Source organism: Aeromonas sp. FDAARGOS 1402 (assembly GCF_019046925.1).
GTDB classification, from domain to species: domain Bacteria; phylum Pseudomonadota; class Gammaproteobacteria; order Enterobacterales; family Aeromonadaceae; genus Aeromonas; species Aeromonas caviae.
Window position 1 is genome coordinate 2771144 of sequence record NZ_CP077201.1, and the last position, 17264, is coordinate 2788407.

Annotated in this window: 17 protein-coding genes; 8 read left to right on the forward strand and 9 right to left on the reverse strand. The window is 59.2% G+C overall.

Annotated features, from left to right (window positions below; all coding sequences use genetic code 11):
• Positions 1-33: 33 nt before the first annotated feature.
• From I6L32_RS13335 to I6L32_RS13360, 6 genes are all read right to left on the reverse strand, one after another.
• Positions 34-1137, reverse strand: a complete 1104-nt coding sequence (locus tag I6L32_RS13335; protein ID WP_102948164.1) for a beta-N-acetylglucosaminidase domain-containing protein — start codon at positions 1135-1137, stop codon at positions 34-36.
• A 45-nt stretch (positions 1138-1182) separates the two neighbouring features.
• Positions 1183-2910: a potassium/proton antiporter gene (locus I6L32_RS13340; RefSeq protein WP_010674047.1), complete on the reverse strand. Its 1728-nt coding sequence runs from the start codon at positions 2908-2910 to the stop codon at positions 1183-1185.
• A gap of 258 nt (positions 2911-3168) precedes the next feature.
• Positions 3169-3315, reverse strand: a complete 147-nt coding sequence (locus tag I6L32_RS13345; RefSeq protein ID WP_010674048.1) for a hypothetical protein — start codon at positions 3313-3315, stop codon at positions 3169-3171.
• Positions 3315-4001: a M15 family metallopeptidase gene (locus I6L32_RS13350; protein ID WP_128342928.1), complete on the reverse strand. Its 687-nt coding sequence runs from the start codon at positions 3999-4001 to the stop codon at positions 3315-3317. Before I6L32_RS13350 ends, I6L32_RS13345 begins: the two co-directional genes overlap by 1 nt.
• A 29-nt stretch (positions 4002-4030) precedes the next feature.
• Positions 4031-5158 (reverse strand): succinyl-diaminopimelate desuccinylase, encoded by a 1128-nt coding sequence (gene dapE / locus I6L32_RS13355; protein ID WP_010674050.1) that lies wholly within the window; start codon positions 5156-5158, stop codon positions 4031-4033.
• A 22-nt stretch (positions 5159-5180) separates the two neighbouring features.
• Positions 5181-5555, reverse strand: a complete 375-nt coding sequence (locus tag I6L32_RS13360; protein WP_053288949.1) for an ArsC family reductase — start codon at positions 5553-5555, stop codon at positions 5181-5183.
• Between the two features lie 241 nt (positions 5556-5796).
• On the opposite strand from I6L32_RS13360, the gene I6L32_RS13365 reads away from it, so the two are divergent.
• The 6 genes from I6L32_RS13365 (at position 5797) to I6L32_RS13390 (ending at position 11268) form a co-directional block, all read left to right on the forward strand.
• Positions 5797-7503 carry a recombinase family protein gene (locus tag I6L32_RS13365; RefSeq protein WP_216943998.1) on the forward strand — a complete coding sequence of 569 codons (1707 nt, stop codon included), beginning with the start codon at positions 5797-5799 and terminating at the stop codon, positions 7501-7503.
• 26 nt (positions 7504-7529) lie between these two features.
• On the forward strand, positions 7530-8474 hold the full coding sequence (locus tag I6L32_RS13370) for a hypothetical protein (RefSeq protein ID WP_216943999.1): 945 nt from the start codon (positions 7530-7532) through the stop codon (positions 8472-8474).
• Positions 8475-8852: 378 nt separating this feature from the next.
• A complete protein-coding gene (locus I6L32_RS13375) occupies positions 8853-8990 on the forward strand; it encodes a hypothetical protein (protein ID WP_010674054.1) in 138 nt (45 codons plus the stop codon).
• A gap of 112 nt (positions 8991-9102) precedes the next feature.
• Positions 9103-9648, forward strand: a complete 546-nt coding sequence (locus I6L32_RS13380; protein WP_201035424.1) for a recombinase family protein — start codon at positions 9103-9105, stop codon at positions 9646-9648.
• Between the two features lie 178 nt (positions 9649-9826).
• Positions 9827-10684, forward strand: a complete 858-nt coding sequence (locus I6L32_RS13385; protein WP_216944000.1) for a CFI-box-CTERM domain-containing protein — start codon at positions 9827-9829, stop codon at positions 10682-10684.
• Positions 10681-11268, forward strand: coding sequence for a CFI-box-CTERM domain-containing protein (locus tag I6L32_RS13390; protein ID WP_040094802.1), 588 nt, complete (start codon positions 10681-10683; stop codon positions 11266-11268). The genes I6L32_RS13385 and I6L32_RS13390 overlap by 4 nt, the downstream gene beginning before the upstream one ends.
• 433 nt (positions 11269-11701) lie before the next feature.
• Here the strand turns inward: I6L32_RS13390 and I6L32_RS13395 are convergent, their stop codons facing one another.
• Positions 11702-12016 (reverse strand): hypothetical protein, encoded by a 315-nt coding sequence (locus I6L32_RS13395; RefSeq protein WP_010674057.1) that lies wholly within the window; start codon positions 12014-12016, stop codon positions 11702-11704.
• A 285-nt stretch (positions 12017-12301) separates the two neighbouring features.
• On the opposite strand from I6L32_RS13395, the gene dcuC reads away from it, so the two are divergent.
• Positions 12302-13678: a C4-dicarboxylate transporter DcuC gene (gene dcuC, locus I6L32_RS13400; protein ID WP_202014221.1), complete on the forward strand. Its 1377-nt coding sequence runs from the start codon at positions 12302-12304 to the stop codon at positions 13676-13678.
• 137 nt (positions 13679-13815) lie between these two features.
• A complete protein-coding gene (locus I6L32_RS13405; RefSeq protein ID WP_202014223.1) occupies positions 13816-14955 on the forward strand; it encodes a M20 family metallopeptidase in 1140 nt (379 codons plus the stop codon).
• Positions 14956-15025: 70 nt separating this feature from the next.
• On the opposite strand, the gene I6L32_RS13410 is transcribed toward I6L32_RS13405, so the two are convergent.
• On the reverse strand, positions 15026-15682 hold the full coding sequence (locus I6L32_RS13410; RefSeq protein WP_202014226.1) for an adenine nucleotide alpha hydrolase: 657 nt from the start codon (positions 15680-15682) through the stop codon (positions 15026-15028).
• Positions 15683-15808: 126 nt separating this feature from the next.
• A complete protein-coding gene (locus I6L32_RS13415; RefSeq protein WP_202014228.1) occupies positions 15809-17152 on the reverse strand; it encodes an anaerobic C4-dicarboxylate transporter in 1344 nt (447 codons plus the stop codon).
• Positions 17153-17264: the final 112 nt, after the last annotated feature.

The window sequence follows — 17264 nt, forward strand, 5'->3', positions numbered from 1 at the left end:
TTACATGGGCCCGTTTTTCATGGACTCATGGGGTCAGTCGGTCAGGCAGTCCGGATCGAACACATATTCCCCGGCCAGCCAGCGCAGGATCTCGTTCACGCAGGCCTGATCCTGGAACGGCAGGTAGCGGCTCTTGAGGTGGATGACCTGCTCGGGGGTGAGCTGGGCCAGACCGATGTCCTGGAAGAGCGGCAGGTCGGCCTGGATCATGGCGGAGATCTGCGGCCCGCAGGTGGCGTTGAGGGAGGCGTGCAGCGCCTTGTCAGGATCGTACTGCTTGCCGAGCTTGTAGCTCATGGGCAGGGTGGCGAGCGGCAGGGCCGAGAGGGCCGCCTGCTTCATGGGATTGACCGCATGGCCGCTCACGAGATCCGCCAGCTCTGCCGGACGGTTTTCGAAGGCGCGCAGGTGCAGGAAGCTGCTCGCCTTGCTGCCGTCGTTGACCGGATAGTTGTCCCACAGGAAGGGCTTGCGATGGAGCCAGTCGGCGGCCTGTTTGAGGTGGGCAGCCGGATACTCGGTGGAGCAGACTTTGGGGCCGGTCCAGAAGACATCGATGCGCTTGTCGAGCCCCTGACCCAGATCCTGCAGATAGTGGGGGGGCATGGCACCGAACACCTTCTCCAGCACCGGATCCGTGCTGTAGTAGCTGGGGCAGAACAGCAGGCGGCCTGCGTCGGTGTGGGCCGCGATGTCGTGGGCGATGGTGAGCTGCCAGTGGGCGAGATCCGGGGTGTCCCCCTTCATGTCGTCAAACAGGATCGCCAGGATATCGGGCTTGAGCGCCTCCTCGATGAGCCTCACCTTCTCCAGCAGGGCGGGTCGCTGGCGGGCATAGTCGTGATGGGCTCCCATGGGGCTCAGGCCCACCCCGAAGGCCAGACCGTTCTCCCGGCACTGGCGGGCGAGCTGGCACAGGGCTTCAAGCTGGTCGGCGGGCCAGGGTGTGGCCCAGTGCTTGCGCAGGTAGCCGTCTTCCTTGGGGGCGTAGAGGTAGAAGCCATAGCCGTGGCGGGGCAGCCACTGGGCGTAGCGGGCACGGGCTTCCCAGCTCCAGCCCTTGCCAAAGAAACCCTCGATGAGGCCCAGCTTGGGCGAGGGAGGATACAGACCGGACAACAGGGTTTGATAAGGCATGGTTCACTCCCTTCTCACACAAATGCGGGCTACGATGGCCGGCGCCTAGACGGGGTCTTCTTCCAGGAAGCGTACCCCTATCTTGCGGGGTTCACCCTCTTCCATTTCCGCCACCGTCCAGAGCAGTCCCTGCCAGGCGACATGGTCACCGACCACCAGATTATCGCCCAACTGATGGGCAATAAAATCGCCGAGACTCTGATCCGCCACCTCGCTCACATCCAGCCCGTAGAGCGGGGCGAGATCCACCAGCCTGGCGTTGGCCTCCAGCAGGAAGTCACCGAAGAAGCGCGGGCCCAGATCCTGCTCCGGCGCCTGGCTGAAGAGCTGACCGAGGGCGGGCAGGTCGTGCTCGTGGCCGATGACGCACAGGATGTCATCGGATTGCAGGCAGGTACTGCCCGAGGGGTGGAGCAGCTCCTGGCCGCGGAACAGGGCGCAGATGCGGGTGCCCTGGGGCATGCGCAGCTCCCGCAAGGGGGAGCCGATGCACCACTTCTCGGCGCTCAGGCGATAGACGAAGGTCTCCCACTGGCTGTCGAGATCGATCTCCAGCCCAGAGCGGTTGATGGGAGAGGGCGGTGCGGGCACCTCCACTCGCGCCAGCTTTGATGCCAGCGGCAGCGAGCTGCCCTGCAGGATGAGCGAAACCAGCACCACGAAGAAGGCGACATTGAAGTAGAGCTGGGCATTGGGCAGCCCCGCCATCATGGGGAAGACCGCCAGGATGATGGGCACGGCGCCGCGCAGCCCCACCCAGGAGATGAACCAGCGCTCGCGCGGCGCGAAGTTCTTGAACGGCAGCAGTCCAATCCAGACCGACACCGGACGGGCAAACAGGATCATCCACATGGCCAGAGCCAGCGCCGGCAGGGCGATGGGCAGCAACTTGTGGGGAGAGGCGAGCAGCCCCAGCACCAGGAACATGCCGATCTGGCTGAGCCAGGTCAGGCCGTCCAGCACGGAGAGGGTGGTACTGCGGCTGCGCAGGGAGAGGTTGCCAAGCAGCAGGCCGGTGAGGTAGATGGCCAGGATGCCGCTGCCCCCCACCGCCGTGGTGAGGGCGAAGATGAGCAGGCCGCCGCTCACCGTGAGCAGGGGATAGAGACCGGGGGCGAGCTTGGCACTGTTGATGAGTTTCCACAGCAGCCAGCCCCCCGCAAGGCCGATGCCAGCGCCCAGACCAAACTGCTTGACGAGTTGCAGCAGCAGGAAGCCGGCATCCAGCCCCTGCTGGGCGGTGGCCAGCACCTCGATCAGGGTGACGGTGAGAAAGACCGCCATGGGATCGTTGCTGCCCGATTCAATCTCCAGGGTGGCGCTGACCCGCTCGTTGAGGCTGCGCCCGCCGAGCAGGGAGAAGACCGCCGCCGCATCGGTGGAGCCGACGATGGCACCGATGAGCATCCCCTGCATCAGGTTGAGGTCGAACAGCCAGGCGGCGGCGAGGCCCGTGAGGCCGGTGGTGATGGCCACCCCGACCGTGGCCAGCGAGAGCGCGGGCCAGAGTGCGACCCGAAAGGAGGAGACCCGGGTGCGCATGCCGCCATCCAGCAGAATGATGGCCAGCGCCAGGTTGCCCACCAGGTAGGCGACCGAGTAGTCGGCGAAGTGGATGCCGCCGGGACCATCCTCACCCGCCAGCATGCCGACGGCGAGGAAGATGACCAGGATGGGGATGCCGACTCTGGAGGAGAGTGCGCTCAACAGGACACTGGCGCCCACCAACAGGGCACCGATGAAGAAGAAACTGTTGACGGTGGTGGCATCCAATGGCGAACTCCTTATGGCGGGCTGCAAAACAGGCACATTATATGCAGATTGACCCCCTTTGTGTGGCTTAATTGTGCATTGTTTTGCAGTTTTTTACGTTTGTTGCGCAGTTTTCAAGCAGGGCGAGGGCGGCGTGCCCGCGCGGGAAAGCGCAGGGAAAGGGGGCAATGGATGGGGCTTTCAGGGCCGGCTCAGGGGGCGGAAAAATGCCGTGGTCGGGGAGGGGGCAGGAGCGCCGACGGGCTCCTGCGAGGAGGGTCAGTCGTCCTCGTCGTCCTTGACCTCCCGGATCTTGTCCTTGTACTTGGGCAGCTGTTTCTCGAGCTGCTTCATGTCCTTGATGGCGTTGAGAAACAGGCCGAGCAGAAACAGCAGCGGCAAGCCTATCCATAACCACAAGCTCATCAGAATCTCCTTTCGTGGTGTGCCGGGGTGACATAGCGGGCCAGGATCTCGTCGAGATGAGCCAGGATGCACTCCTTGCCTTCAATATCCGCCCGTTCCAGACAAAGCGCCAGCGCCGCCGGATCCAGGGCCAGCCCGTCGGATTCGGGCGCGAAGCTCAGGTGCCAGGGCTCGTAGGCCACCCCCTGATCCGGTTGCTCCCCTTTTGCATAGGGCAGGAAGAAGCCGAAGTCGTTCATGTGATCGTCCAGCCATTCGCGCAAATCGGCAAACCAGCCGTCCGCCTCGTACTCCCAGGGTTCCAGCGCGAGCCGGGTGCCGGCGGGCAGGCAGTCCGGATCGTAGATGTCGAGATCCGTGCCCCAGTGATGGCGGCTGGTGCCGGGCAGGGCGCTCCAGTGCAGGATGGCGTGCAGTCGCTCGGTCTCGCCCAGTTGCAGGGCATCGAGGGGCTGGTTGTGCGCATCCAGCAGAGGGCGCTCCCCGCGCCATTTGCCGTTCCAGATGGCGAGCTGGCGCTCGAAGCCGCGCCAGCTGGAGGCCGCCTGCAGGTTGAAACCGGCATGGGCGGCAGCCACCTGCATGTCGTTGAAGGCCGCCGCGGTGGCGGCGGTCAGACGATGGGGGCCGCGCCCCACCAGGATGAGGTGGCTCTCATCCAGCCCAAGCAGTTGATCCTGATTCATGGTCTGGTCTCTCTTGTCCGGAGCGCCGCTCATGCCAGCAGTCGTGCCAGCACCCCTTGGTACATGTCCGCCAGCAGATCCAGATCGTCCGCCTTCACGCACTCGTTCACCTTGTGGATGGTGGCGTTGACCGGGCCGAGCTCGATGACTTCCGCCCCGGTGGGAGCAATGAAGCGCCCATCGGACGTGCCCCCCGTGGTGAGTAGGGCCGGCTGCTGGCCATTCACTGCCGCCACGGCGGCGACAGTGGCGTCCAGCAGGGCGCCGGTGTCCGTCAGGAAGGGCTGGCCGGAGAGGGTCCACTTCAGCTCGAAGTCCAGGCCGTGACGGGTCAGCAGCGCCTCGACCCGCTCGCGGATAGCCGCATCGGTGAGCTCGGTGCTGAAGCGGAAGTTGAACTGGACCTGCAACTCCCCCGGAATGACGTTGGAGGCGCCGGTGCCGCCCTGGATGTTGGCGATCTGGAAGCTGGTGGGGGGGAAGTAGGCGTTGCCCTTGTCCCACTCGATGGCGGCGAGCTCCGCCAGCGCCGGGGCCGCCTTGTGGATGGGGTTGTCCGCCAGATGGGGGTAGGCGACGTGGCCCTGCACCCCGCGCACCAGCAGATCGCCGGTGATGGAGCCGCGACGGCCGTTCTTCACCACGTCCCCGACCTGGGCGGTGGAGGAGGGTTCGCCGACGATGCACCAGCGGATCTTCTCGTTGCGTGCCTCCAGGGTGTCGATGACGCGTACCGTGCCGTTGATGAAGGGCCCCTCTTCATCCGAGGTGATGAGAAACGCGATGGAGCCCTTGTGGTCCGGGTGCTCGGCCACGAAGCGCTCGGTCGCCACCACCATGGCGGCCAGGGACCCCTTCATGTCGGCGGCGCCCCGGCCATGGAGCATGCCGTCCTTGATGGTCGGCTCGAATGGCGGGGTGTCCCACTTCTCCAGGGGGCCGGCGGGCACCACGTCGGTGTGGCCGGCGAAACAGAAGAGGGGGCCCTCGCTGCCACGGCGTGCCCAGAGGTTGGTGGTGTCCTCAAAGACCATGGGTTCGATGACGAACCCCAGGCGCGCGAGGCGCTCCGCCATCAGGGTCTGGCACCCTTCATCCAGGGGGGTCACGGAGGGGCGGCTGATCAGATCCTTGGCCAGTGTGATGACGTCCGACATCGGTGTTCCTTAACAGAAAAAGTTAACGGGAGAAGAGGGATTGATAGAGGTCTGCCTTGAAGCCCAGGGTCAGGGTGCCGTCCTGGTCCAGCAGCGGGCGCTTGATCATGGCCGGGTGGGCCAGCAGCAGGTCACGGGCCTTGGCGGTGTCGAGCCCCTGTTTTTCTGCTTCCGGCAGGGCGCGGAAGGTGGTGCCACGGGTGTTGAGCAGGGCTTCCCAGCCCAGCTTGGCGAGCCAGAGATCGAGCTGCTCCGGGCTCAGACCGTCGGCGCGGTGATCGTGAAAGCGGTAATCGATACCCGCCTCCTCCAGCCACTTGCGGGCCTTCTTGATGGTGTCGCAGTTCTTGGGGGAAATGCCGTATAGTACGACTTTACATTCGGTCTTGTTTTCCATGGAGTTCGCCGTGTTCCGTTCAATGGGCCATAGCATACAGACGATCACTATGCAGGGAAACGTGGCTGCCTTGGGCTGGTCGTCTGGCGATGGGCTGGTTCTGCTGCATCGTGGCTCATTCGGCAAAAATAACTTCAACTGCATATTGTGTAAAGTGCCGATCTACTGGTAGGCTCATCCCATCTTAATTTTCAGCCGTGCTCACTTGCTTCCGATGTGAGCCAATCGCAAAGGAGTTGCCATGAGTCGCCCCATCAAAGCCTATTCCTATATTCGGTTCAGTACCCCCAAGCAGGCGCAAGGGGATAGTTATCGCCGCCAGCTTCAGCAAGCTATGGATTACTGTGCTGAGCACAACCTCCAGCTTGATGACAAGACGATTGATGATTTCGGCACGAGTGCATTTCGTGGTGCCAACATGTCTGAAGGGGCGTTAGGTCGCTTCGTTGATGCTGTGAAGCATGGTGAGATTGAACAGGGGTCATACCTGCTGGTTGAGTCAGTAGATCGTCTGAGCAGACAAGCAGTAGAAGAGGCCCTTGAACAGTTCCTGGCTATTGTGAGGGCGGGGATTGTCATTGTAACCCTCTCCGATAAGCAGGTCTTTCGTAGAGGTCAGGTGGACTTCACCAAGCTGATAGTCTCAATCGTCTACATGGCCCGTGCTAATGATGAGTCAGAGATGAAAAGCCGTCGGAGCCGTGCAGCATGGTCAAATGGCCGTGAGCAGGCAAGAAAGAACAACAAAGTGATAGCTAACTCCCGTCTACCTTCATGGCTCACTAGGGATGGGGAGCAGATCGTCCCTATATCCGAACGAGTAGCTATTGTGAACGAGATGTTTGAAATGGCGAAGTCAGGCTGTGGCTATGAGCAGATTGCCAAGGTTTTCCTAGAAAAGGGCTACAAAACATTCGGCAAAGAGGCTGACTGGCGTCCGGCAGGTATTCAAGCGGTCATCAAGAGTCAAGCGGTGATCGGTGTTTTCCAACCACATGTTATCGAGAACGGTGAGCGAGTGCCTGCTGATGAGCCAATCTTGGGGTACTACCCCACGATAGTCTCCCCAGCCTTGTTTGAAGAGGTGCAACACCTTATCAGCAAGAGAAACAAGCATAGTGGTTCCTATCGCAAGGGAACTTTTAACAATCTCTTCAGTGGTGTACTTCGCTGTCAGTGTGGTGAGTCATTACGTTATCAAAACAAAGGGCGAGCAGGGAGCCCAAGAAACTATCTGGTTTGTCCCAAGCAAAACACCGCTGGGTGCAAATTACCGAACATGCTTTACGACAAGATTGAACCACAACTTTTGCAAGCAGTGTTCTTGCTGAACAGGGTAATGAAGCAACGGGTTGAGGGGGAGGATAAAACAATCGCTCTTAGAACCACGCTAGCCGAATTACGAGTTCAGCTAGAGGTTGAGACCCAGAAGAGAAAGAAGGCAGCTCAACTTGTGCTGGATAACGATAATGATGCGGATTATCGAGTCTTGTTCGAGCAATGCAAGAAGAAGACGCAAGCCTTAGAAAAGCAAATTCAACGAGCTGAAAGTGACCTTATGAGCCGGGAGCTATCAGTGAAAACGCTCCAATACTTCGTAGCTCCTGAAGACCTTCGCAGTACGGAGCAACGCCAACGATTCAACGGTCAGTTGAAAACAGCGTTGAAGGAAATTCGATTCCGCTTTGATGGCGGCTATCTGTGGGCTGAGTATATGGACATTGATGGTAGTCGCGTGTTGACGCAGACCTTTGAAGACAAGTTGGCGGGGAGTTCGATTTATGACGGGTCTAGCTACCTAGTAAGAAAGACTCAAACTGAAGCTCCTTATGGTGTTGACCCTTCTGTTATGCAGCAAGAGATGGACGATTACATTCGAAATCTCCAGAAGAATGATGATGGTACAGATCCGGATTTCGAAGATTTGAGCTCGGCATATTCCAAGTAAAAAGCTGTCAGGAGGCGCTATTGAACATGACAGCAATTTTCATTGGCCAACCTGCCCGAGGAATCATCGACCCAGAAGCATTGCTATCTCAGATACCTGGGTTCAGCCAGCGAAGCACTCGGCGGTACAGTCAGTACGTCAGGCGGGCAATCAACAACATCCGGCAGGTGCGAGGACTCGACCTGCCGGAGGTTCCCGAACCGGATAATGGATTGGGGACATGGACTCCCTTACAAGCCTTGGCTGTGTTGACCTATGGCCCCAGCTCTCACCTGAACGCAGCGTTGATAGCGGAGATCGAGCGGTTGACCGGACAATCATTACCACGAGAGGAAGGTCAGAGCCGCTATGAGGCAGCATTTTACACAGAGTACCTAGTTTCGCTGCTTGCTTGGTTTGAAGAACAGCAGCCGGGTTTGCGAATCGAAGTGATCCCGCAGTCCGCTTGCGGTCCTTACCGAATAGATTTCCGAGTCGATTTTCAGTGGTTCGACCCGGATGGAAAATATTTTGACCGACCGATCCGGCAGGAAACGTACTTGCTGGAGTTTGACGAAGCCTATCATCTGGAGCCAGCGAACCGCCATGCAGACCAACAGCGTGATGCCTACATTGAGCAGCAGACGGGCCTCAGACCGCTCAGGATACGCCACGAGGAACAGGAGCTGTGGGTAACCATCTGTCGTGCTCAGGGACGCATCCTAAGCGTGGAGGGGTACCTGCAAGGACTGCTGGAGATGATGAAATGGCGACAGGAGGAGGGGCATATCTATATCACGCGGAAGTCTGCACAGAGTGCTTATACCTGCGACCCTGCCGGGTATCTGCGATATCCCGCTCAACCGGGACGAGACCTGAAGGCGGTTGCAGAGCGGCTTGATTGGCGATTTCGTAAGGGGCATAGCGACAACCTGCCGCATCACCGTCTGACCCCGCCGCGAGTGACTGCCAATCGACACATTTCGGGGTGATGTGTCTGGTCTATTTGAGTCTCATCGACACATCCAGCTGCGTGTTCATGGGCTTTTCGGCGGCATGTGTCTGGTGTGTCGCCTGTTCCAGCCCGATATAGATACCCGTTTTGTTACTCAGAGACTTATCTATTTACTGCACCGAGGGGGGAGCTTACCAGCCACCCGAAGGAGACAAATCGAGAAGATAGCAACGATCCCGCCCCGTTGGCGACCCTGAAAAAACAATCCCAAACCCCACCAGCATAAGGAAAACGAGCAGGCAACATTCAGACCCCACGCCGGTATAAGACAGATGAGATAAGCACCATAGGAGAACCCCATGGAACACATCACATCTGGCCCCTTTTCGGGAGCCATCCAGCAAGGAGAAGGCGTATGAATGAGCAGCAAGGAAACCCGTTACTGAAAGCGTTGGAGGCGGCACTGCTAGCAGCCTTGGGCGTCCTCATCAAGGAGGCCGTCAACTCGATGCAGACACCGCCGCCACCGCCGAAGGAGCCGGACGCTCAATAGACCATGCCCGTGTGACAGACCGGAAGCCCCCCGGCAACCCCTGTCACACGGGTTGGGATTTGAGTTTTGACACGTTTTTCTTGCAGGGTCTTGAGCCTATTGGGAGGCTATCATGGCAATCATCGGGTATGCCCGTGTTTCGACCACGGGGCAATCGCTGGAGCAGCAACTGACAGCTCTGGCTGAGTGTGAAAAAGTCTTTCAGGAGAAGGTCAGCGGTAGCAAGACGGATAGGCCGCAACTACAGGCAATGCTCGAATTTGCCCGCTCTGGAGACGTGCTAAAGGTGACCAAATTGGATCGTCTGGCCCGGAACACCCGGCACTTGCTGGAGATCACAGACCAGCTACACGCCAAAGGGGTAACATTACAGATCCAGAATCTGGGCATCGACACGGCCACTCCGACAGGCAAGCTAATGCTCACCATGATCGGAGCCATCGCCACGTTCGAGCGGGAAATCATGCTGGAGCGTCAAGCAGAGGGGATCGCCTTGGCGAAGGCCAAAGGGGTCTACAAGGGCCGGAAACCGACAGCGATGGAGAAGCGGGACGAAGTGCTGCATCTTCTATCGCAAGGCATCGCTAAAGCATCAGTGGCAAAGCGGTTGGGTATCAGCGTGTCGAGTGTCCATCGGATAACTTGTATGTCGCTGTGATTTTGTACGTAATTTGGTAGTATTTCGCGGGGTGTTGTACTGCTTGAGTTGTGCCCCGCTGAAATTTTAATGATTTCACATATTTTATTATCGAGGGATTAGTGTAATGGGGCGGTATCGAAGTTGGCGTTATCGAAGAAGATTTGGGTCACAGACGCCATCAAAATATCGTGTTTTGATGTCATATTTTGGAGATGCTATCACAGATATTCGTCAAGCATTCTTTAACTTTGATACCGATGCTCTTGATAGCATGCTTTCAGATTATGGTGATATGTATGGTTCATCTGCCGAGAGTTACGCTAGAAAAACTTTCCCTCTTTGGAAAAGTGGAAATACAAAACTATCTGGTCAAACAATGGAAAGGCTTGTTGAACTGGTTCCACCATACCTTTCTGCTAATCAAAGATATGACCTTCTATCAAAGGTTATACACAAGCACAAAGTGAAATGTACTACCTACAAATCTATAAGGATTAATGTAAAAGAGCCATCGTTGGGGTTCTCTGAATTGAATTCAGCGTTAGATTCTATGTCACATGATGACGTGTTGGCTCACATCCCAGAAAACGTGATGAAGGCTGCATCTTGGTTATATGATGACGATATATCTGCCGCACGTGCTATGTTAGCTCAGGCTACAAGGCTAGAGAATGAGTTGATAAAAAGCAATGCTAAAAAAGAAATTGAGTTGCTGAGGAAAACTATATCAACCGGGCAGGTTCAATCCGCAAGCTATAGTGTAACTATGCCAGCAGGTCAGCTTAATGTAGTTGCATATACACCATCTAAATGTTTCATTGCTACAGTGTGTTATGGTGAGCAGGCTTGGGAAACTCAAGTGCTACGCTATTGGAGAGACTCCCATCTGATCAATACATCTTATGGGAGGAGTTTTATAGTTTGGTATTACACCCATGGTGAGCATCTTTCTAAGATCATAGAAAAACATAAAGTTATAAAGCTATTAACTAAATCTATGGTCAGTCCATTGGTTAAGTTTGTTTATTTCTGCAATCGTAAGGAACTATCATGAGCAATGATGGCAATCTCCCCTCAAAAACACAAAGCAACTCATTGCAGTCGCTTCATGATAATGGCTTGAGGGCTGGTTCTCTTATTGATGCTGCCGTTCGTAGCCTTGATGAAGAGCAGACTAAAAACCTATTAGCAAAAGCTGCTGAAGAGGCTCTTAGGCTGGAAACAAAATCACGTGAACAAAATATGGATTATATTGCAGGAAAGAAAGTGGCCGAAGATCATATCGACACTTTCAGCATGTTAGAAAAAAGCGGTCGCTTGACACGCCAGAGTGTTACCTCAGATATAAAAACTGGGGCAGGTAATATGCGTATTGAAAGTAAGTCGGGAGCCACATGTTTCGTTGCATCTGTTGCATACGATGACCCTAATCATCCTGATGTAATGTTTTTGAGATGGTATCGTGACCATATTCTTCAGTATCATTTACTCGGTAGGGTATTCATCGCAACATATTGGAAAGTTGGTCCAAAGATCGCGAAGTTTGTAGGTAGAACGAATGTGCTTAGATCTTGGTCAAGATATGTTATTTCCATTATCGTTAAAGCCCTAAAAAATAAATGCAATAATCATTCCTAGTCTCGGCTTTTCTACTAAGAACAGCTCGCAGTTCTTGATGCCATAGAGGGTGGTGGCCATGGGGGATCCTTTGTCTGCGGGCCGGCGGCCCTGAAATCGTGCAAGGGCCCGATTCTGGCATTGTGGCCCCCCCATGGCAACGCTCATGGCCGGATGGGCTGGTTTTACCAGTCAGGCCGAGTGGAGAAGGGAGGGGCCGCGCGCCAGCACACGCTGGTCTGGGACGGGATGCGCTGCGGTATCAAAGGGGGAGACCGGGGGCAGGAGGCCCTTATGCTGCACGCCTGGCCGGATAGGACGACAGGGGGCAGGGCGCCTCACAGGGAAGCACACCTGGCCGGATGGGCCGCTGGGGCCGGGGAAGAAACGGTGGGGGCCAAAAACCAGAACGCGCCTGCTGGTATGGGCGCGTTCCGGATTCAGGGGGCGGCACTCAGTGCAGGGTGGTCCACTCGTGATCGAAGACCCGTGCCCGCTCCCAGGGGGCATCCGGCAGGCTGGAGGAGAGGCCGGCGTATTTGCCCACGTCATCCATCACGATGGCGGAGAGAATGGGCAGGTGATTTTCGGTGCAATACATGCGGATGCGTTGCAGCAGGGTGCGCAGTTCATCCTGGCACTGCTCCAGCCCGGCCTGCCTGGCCAGTTTGGAGTAACGAATGGTGGTGCGTTCCTTTGCAGACTCGACGAGGATGTCCCACAGCTTGCAGTCGCAGGTCGGGGTGCCTGCGGTGGCTTGGTTTGTCATAACTCTCTCCGGTGCGAAATGGTCGCTCTGTGTCGACGGGCATCTTGGCCAGTTCACCCCGGCGGGATGTTGATCCAACGCAAACTAAGTGGCGGTTGTCGGTCAGGGATACCCTGGGGAGCATTCTAGATCCAGTTTCGTGATGTTAAGTGTCGTTTTTAATTTCATTTTCGGAATAAAAATCTGCAACCGTTTGCTTTTTCCATCTTTATTGATGGTGATCAAGAGGAAAGGGGAGATCCCCCACTAGATTGCGCTTCTCGATAATCTTGTCAGGAGTGCACCTTGGAACTCGTCTTCGTCTTGCTCGTGCTGATCGCCGTGGTCTACGGCATCATCAAGGATTACAACCCGCAGGCGGTGCTGGCGCTGGCGGGCATGGCCCTCTTCACCGTCGCCTACTGGCTGGGACTGCACCCCATTCTGCCCGCCGACAAGAGCACCGGCTTCGCCCTGTTCGACCTGTTCGAGGTGTTCAAGGGGATCTTCTCCTACCGGGCGGCGGGCCTTGGCCTCACCATCATGGCGGTGGCGGGCTTTGCCACCTACATGTCCCATATCGGCGCCTCCCAGGCCCTGGTGCGGGTGGCGGTCAAACCGGTGGCGGGCATCCAGTCCAGCTACCTGATGCTGGCCATCTGCTACCTGGTGGCGGTCTTCGTCTCCCTGTTCGTCACCTCCGCCACCGGCCTCGGCCTGCTGTTGATGGTCACCATGTACCCTGTGATGCGCAACCTCGGCATCAGCCCGGCCTCCGCCTGCGGCGTCATCGCCACCTCCCAGGCGTTCGAAATCGGCCCGACCCAGACCAACGCTATCTTCTCCGCCGGCCAGTCCGGCATGGATCCCACCAGCTATTTCGTCGACTACCAGATCTGGCTGGTGGCTCCCATGCTGCTGGTGACCATGGTGCTGCATTTCTTCTGGCAGCGGCACTGTGACCGCCAGGAGGGCTGGGATCCCGCCCTGCACCGTGGCGAGCACGCCGAGCTGGATGAGCAGGGGGCGAACGAGGTGCCTGCGCCGATCTGGTATGCCCTGCTGCCCATCATCCCCTTTGTGCTGATGATGACCTTCTCCAAGCTGCTGGTGACCAGCATCAGCGTCAGCGTGGAGGTGGCCATGCTGCTGTCGGTGTTCATCGGCATGCTGTGCGAGCTGCTGCGCACCCGCTCGGTGCGCACCGCCTTCGCGGGGCTGTCGAGCTTCCTCGACGGCATGGGCAAGGTGTTCGGTCCCGTGGTGGCGCTGATCGTCTGTGCCGAACTCTTCGCCGAATCCCTCAAGGCCATCGGCGCCATCGACACCCTGCTCCATTCGGCCAGCAATGCCGGCATCGGCAGCGGTCTGATGACCCTGGTGATGGTGGGGCTCATCATGGTGGCGGCGGTCATCATGGGCTCGGGCAACGCGGCCTTCCTCAGCTTCTCCTCCCTGGCCCCCGCGGTGGCAGCCAAGTTTGGCGTACCGGCGGTAACCATGCTGCTGCCGATGCAGCTCGCCTCCAGTATCGGCCGCACTGTCTCCCCCATCGCGGCGGTGCTCATCGCCTGTGCGGGCATCGCCAAGGTCTCTCCCTTCGTGGTGGTCAAGCGCACCAGCGTGCCCATGGCGGGGGCCCTGGTGACGGCGCTGCTCCTCAACTATCTGCTGTTCATGTAAAGGCTCTGGTGTAGAGGCGGCGGCCAGTCGATCCACGCTGGCCGACCGCCGTTGACGAGGCGGCGCCGAGTGCCCGCCCACTCTTATCGTTGCAAAAACAGTCTGTCTTTTACGCAGATTGTTCCATGGAGAAGACAATGAACGATCTCAAGCGCCCGTTTTCACTCGATACCTATCTGGCGGAGCTGGCCCCGCTCATCAACCTCGACTGCGGCACCCGCACCCCGGCCGGGGTGGCCCGGGTAGCCGACATCATGACCGAGAAATATGAAGCCATCGGCTGGCAGGTGACCCGCCACCAGTTCGCCGCCGAGTGCGGCCCCTGCCTGGAGGCAACCAATGCCCCGGGGGCGGATCACTACGATGTCATGCTGGTGGGCCACATGGACACCGTCTTCCCCGAGGGGACGGCGGCCAAGCGCCCGCTGAAAATCGAAGGCAATCAGGCCTTTGGCCCCGGCGTCTCGGACATGAAGAGCGGCCTGCTCTCTACCTGGTATGCCTTGAAAGAGCTGGACCCGGCCGTGCTGGCCAGGCTCAAGGTGCTGGTCTGCTGCAACTGCGACGAGGAGATAGGCTCCCCCTGGTCCAAGGAGTGGCTGGTGGAGCGAGCCAGACAGAGCGGCTGCGTGCTGGTGGCCGAGGCGGCGCGCCCGAGCGGGGATCTCATCAGCGCCCGCAAGGGCAATGCCAAGTACCGCATCACCTTCCACGGCAAGGCCTCCCATGCGGGCTCTGCCCTGGCACAAGGGATCTCCGCCATCACGGAGCTGGCCCACTGGGTGCTTGCCATCAACGAACAGGTCAACATGGAAACCGGCACCACCATGAACGTGGGGGTGGTGCAGGGGGGCACCGGCGTCAACGTGGTGCCCGACTTTGCCGAGGCGATCGTGGATCTGCGCTTCTGGCGCAACGAAGAGGCGCAGGCGGTGCACGACCGGCTCACCTTCATGGCCAACAACCCCTTCCTCGCCGGTTGCCGGGTTGAGGTGGCGCGCCAGAGCTTCAAGCCCGCGATGCGCCCGAGCGGCGACACCGAGGCCCTGATGGCACTGGTGGAGGCGGCAGGCAGGGAGGAGGGAGTCCCCTTCACCTGGCTGGAGGCCGGTGGCGGCTCCGATGCCAACTTCACCGCGGCGGCCGGGGTGCCGTCCCTCGATGGCTTCGGCCCCATGGGGGGCGGCTTCCACTCGGAGGCGGAATTCCTGCTGCTAGACAGCATCGAGCCGCGCATCCGCCTGCTTAAGCGGGTGCTGGGCAAGCTGGCCAAATAGGTCAACGTTAAGGACAAGCAAAACGGGAGGCCAGCGCCTCCCGTTTTTTATGTGTCGCCCTCGTGAGAGGTCATTCCTCGTCCTCCAGCAGATAGGCAAGGTGCTCCTGGCGCGCCGCCTGCCAGTGGCCGAGCGTCAGCGGCGCCGCAAACCCGGGGCCGTCGGTCACCATGGTGTGGTACTCCCCCTGCTCGCCGCAGGCATCGAAGCCATCCCGATCCGCCAGTTGCTGCAGATCGCTGAGGGTGCCAGCATCGAGCCTGCGCCCCACCCACTCGGAGGCCAGTACCCGGGTATCGACGCAGGAGAGGTGGGCGACGATGCCGCGGGCCAGCATGTCCGCCAGCAACGCCTCGCGGGGTTGTTGCCAGAGCGGGGTGTGAACGGTGAGCCCTAGGGGGCGACAGCGCTCGCGGATCCAGTTCGGCGCGCCCCCCACGCTGTCGATGTCGCCGGTGACGACCCCATCGAGTTGCCACTCCTCTTTCAATGCCGCCAGGGCCTGCTCATAACCGAGATCGAAGGGCGCTTCGATGGTGACCAGCCGATGGGGCAGTACGAGGGCCGCCGCCTGACGGCGAACCTGTGACAGGGGATGGGCGAGAAAGCGGGGCGCTGGCGGGGCAAAGGTGATCAGGGCCACCACCTGATGGCCCGCTTCCCGGGCGTGGCAGAGGGCCTGCATGGCATCTTTGCCGCCGCTCCAGAGCAGGATGACGCGAGACATGGGGGATTTCCGCAAAGAAAAGAGGGCTCATGCTACCCAGAGTGGGGGGCGATGGCAAAGCGCGGGCCGGGGATGCGGGGATAAAAAAGCGGCTCCCACGGGGGAGCCGCTCGCACTGGATGCCTGTTACAGCAGGATGCTGGCCAGGATGAAGCCCAGGGTACAGGAGGTCACCACCCCGATGAGGCCCGGAATGATGAAGCTGTGGTTGATGATGAACTTGCCGATGCGGGTGGTGCCGGAGCGGTCGAAGCCGATGCAGGCGAGATCGCTCGGGTAGGTCGGCAGCACGAAGTAGCCGTAGCTCGCCGGCAGGAAGGCGATGAGCAGCTTGGGTTCGACCCCCAGCGCCAGCCCCATGGGGGCGATGGCGGTGAGCGCCGCGGCCTGGCTGTTCACCAGCTTGGAGATGAGGAAGAGCACCAGAGCGTAGGTCCAGGGCTGGGCCTGTACCACGTGGGCCAGGGTCTCCTTGAGCAGCGGCATGTGGGCCTGGAAGAAGGTTTCGCTCATCCAGGCGACCCCGAACACGGAGAAGATGGCGACCATGCCCGCCTTGAAGACGGCGCCGTTGGCGATCTCCCCCGGCTTGACCTTGCAGCGCATCAGGATGATGGCGCCGGCGATCAGCATCATCATCTGGATCACCAGGTTCATGGAGAGGGGGCCTGTCTTCTCCTTGATGGTGAAGACGGGGCGCAGCGCCTCATCGGCCCCCAGCAGCACCACGGCAGCGATGGCGGCGAAGAAGATCCAGGTGGACCAGTAGGCCTCTTTCGGGAACTTGGTGTTGAGCAGGGTTTCACCACCGCCGTAGATGAAGTCCCGCTGGGCAGGGTCCTTGATCTTGGCCTGGAACTCCTCGTCCTTGTCCAGATCCTTGCCGCGGCGCAGGCTCCACAGGGCCGCCATCATGACACCCATGAGAGAGGAGGGGATGGCGACCATCAGGATGTCGAGCAGACCGTAGGCCTGACCCACGCCGTGAGCCGCCGCCAGGATGGAGACCATGGAGACCACGGCCACCGAGACCGGCGAGGCGCAGATGGCCATCTGGGAGGCAACGGACGCCACTGCCATGGGGCGCTCCGGACGGATGTTCTTCTGCAGCGCGATGTCGGCGATGATGGGGAACATGGTGTAGACCACGTGGCCGGTGCCGCACAGGAAGGTGAGGGTCCAGGTGGTGAGCGGCGCCAGCAGGGTGATGTACTGGGGGTGACGGCGCAGCAGACGCTCGGCCACCTGCATCATCAGGTTGAGACCGCCGGCGGTCTGCAGGGTGGCGGCGCAGCCAATGACCGCCAGTATGGTCAGCATCACTTGCACCGGCGGCTCGCCCGGCACCAGGCCGAAGACGAAGGTCAGCAGGAACAGACCAATGCCGCTGATAAGACCCAGCCCCATGCCCCCGAAGCGGGTACCCAGCAGCAAGCAGCCGAGTACCACCAAAAATTCCATCAAGATCATTCCATTACCTCGTGTGTTTTATCCATGTCCCCATCGGCCAGCTGCCCGGGATCCGCTGTCATTAATTACCCCTGAAGGGTTAATGGATATTTTGTCACCCCTAAAGGGGTAA

Bases quoted from the DNA above. Each gene is read 5' to 3' on its own strand.
- I6L32_RS13360 (WP_053288949.1), bottom strand. From the start codon at position 5,555: ATGGAAAACAAGACCGAATGTAAAGTCGTACTATACGGCATTTCCCCC.
- I6L32_RS13395 (WP_010674057.1), bottom strand. From the start codon at position 12,016: ATGACAAACCAAGCCACCGCAGGCACCCCGACCTGCGACTGCAAGCTG.
- I6L32_RS13350 (WP_128342928.1), bottom strand. From the start codon at position 4,001: ATGAATCAGGATCAACTGCTTGGGCTGGATGAGAGCCACCTCATCCTG.
- I6L32_RS13390 (WP_040094802.1), top strand. From the start codon at position 10,681: ATGAGCAATGATGGCAATCTCCCCTCAAAAACACAAAGCAACTCATTG.
- I6L32_RS13380 (WP_201035424.1), top strand. From the start codon at position 9,103: ATGGCAATCATCGGGTATGCCCGTGTTTCGACCACGGGGCAATCGCTG.
- I6L32_RS13345 (WP_010674048.1), bottom strand. From the start codon at position 3,315: ATGAGCTTGTGGTTATGGATAGGCTTGCCGCTGCTGTTTCTGCTCGGC.
- I6L32_RS13385 (WP_216944000.1), top strand. From the start codon at position 9,827: ATGTCATATTTTGGAGATGCTATCACAGATATTCGTCAAGCATTCTTT.
- I6L32_RS13415 (WP_202014228.1), bottom strand. From the start codon at position 17,152: ATGATCTTGATGGAATTTTTGGTGGTACTCGGCTGCTTGCTGCTGGGT.
- I6L32_RS13410 (WP_202014226.1), bottom strand. From the start codon at position 15,682: ATGTCTCGCGTCATCCTGCTCTGGAGCGGCGGCAAAGATGCCATGCAG.
- I6L32_RS13405 (WP_202014223.1), top strand. From the start codon at position 13,816: ATGAACGATCTCAAGCGCCCGTTTTCACTCGATACCTATCTGGCGGAG.
- I6L32_RS13375 (WP_010674054.1), top strand. From the start codon at position 8,853: ATGAATGAGCAGCAAGGAAACCCGTTACTGAAAGCGTTGGAGGCGGCA.
- dapE (WP_010674050.1), bottom strand. From the start codon at position 5,158: ATGTCGGACGTCATCACACTGGCCAAGGATCTGATCAGCCGCCCCTCC.
- I6L32_RS13335 (WP_102948164.1), bottom strand. From the start codon at position 1,137: ATGCCTTATCAAACCCTGTTGTCCGGTCTGTATCCTCCCTCGCCCAAG.
- I6L32_RS13370 (WP_216943999.1), top strand. From the start codon at position 7,530: ATGACAGCAATTTTCATTGGCCAACCTGCCCGAGGAATCATCGACCCA.
- I6L32_RS13365 (WP_216943998.1), top strand. From the start codon at position 5,797: ATGAGTCGCCCCATCAAAGCCTATTCCTATATTCGGTTCAGTACCCCC.